Raw genomic sequence first — 223 nt, 5'->3', positions numbered from 1 at the left:
TCGACGGGCAGGGCAATTTCGGCAATATCGATGGCGATAACGCTGCGGCCATGCGCTACACCGAGTGCAAGCTGACGCCCGCCGCCGTCCTGCTGATGGAGGGCATCGACCAGGACTCGGTGGACTTCAAGGCCACCTATGACGATCAGGACGAAGAGCCGATCGTCCTGCCGGCCGGCTTTCCCAATCTGCTCGCCAACGGCTCGTCGGGCATCGCCGTCGG

Annotated in this window: 1 protein-coding gene; it reads left to right on the top strand. The window is 64.1% G+C overall.

What is annotated here, in order from left to right; genetic code table 11:
* Window positions 1-223, top strand: a 223-nt coding sequence (locus tag B3E43_RS06810) for a DNA gyrase subunit A (RefSeq protein WP_292028132.1), incomplete at both ends; no start/stop codon positions are given.

The organism is Brevundimonas sp. UBA2416, assembly GCF_002343105.1.
Lineage (GTDB): Bacteria > Pseudomonadota > Alphaproteobacteria > Caulobacterales > Caulobacteraceae > Brevundimonas.
The sequence above is the reverse complement of the archived record's forward strand: the minus strand, read 5'-3'. Positions and strand labels throughout refer to the sequence as shown.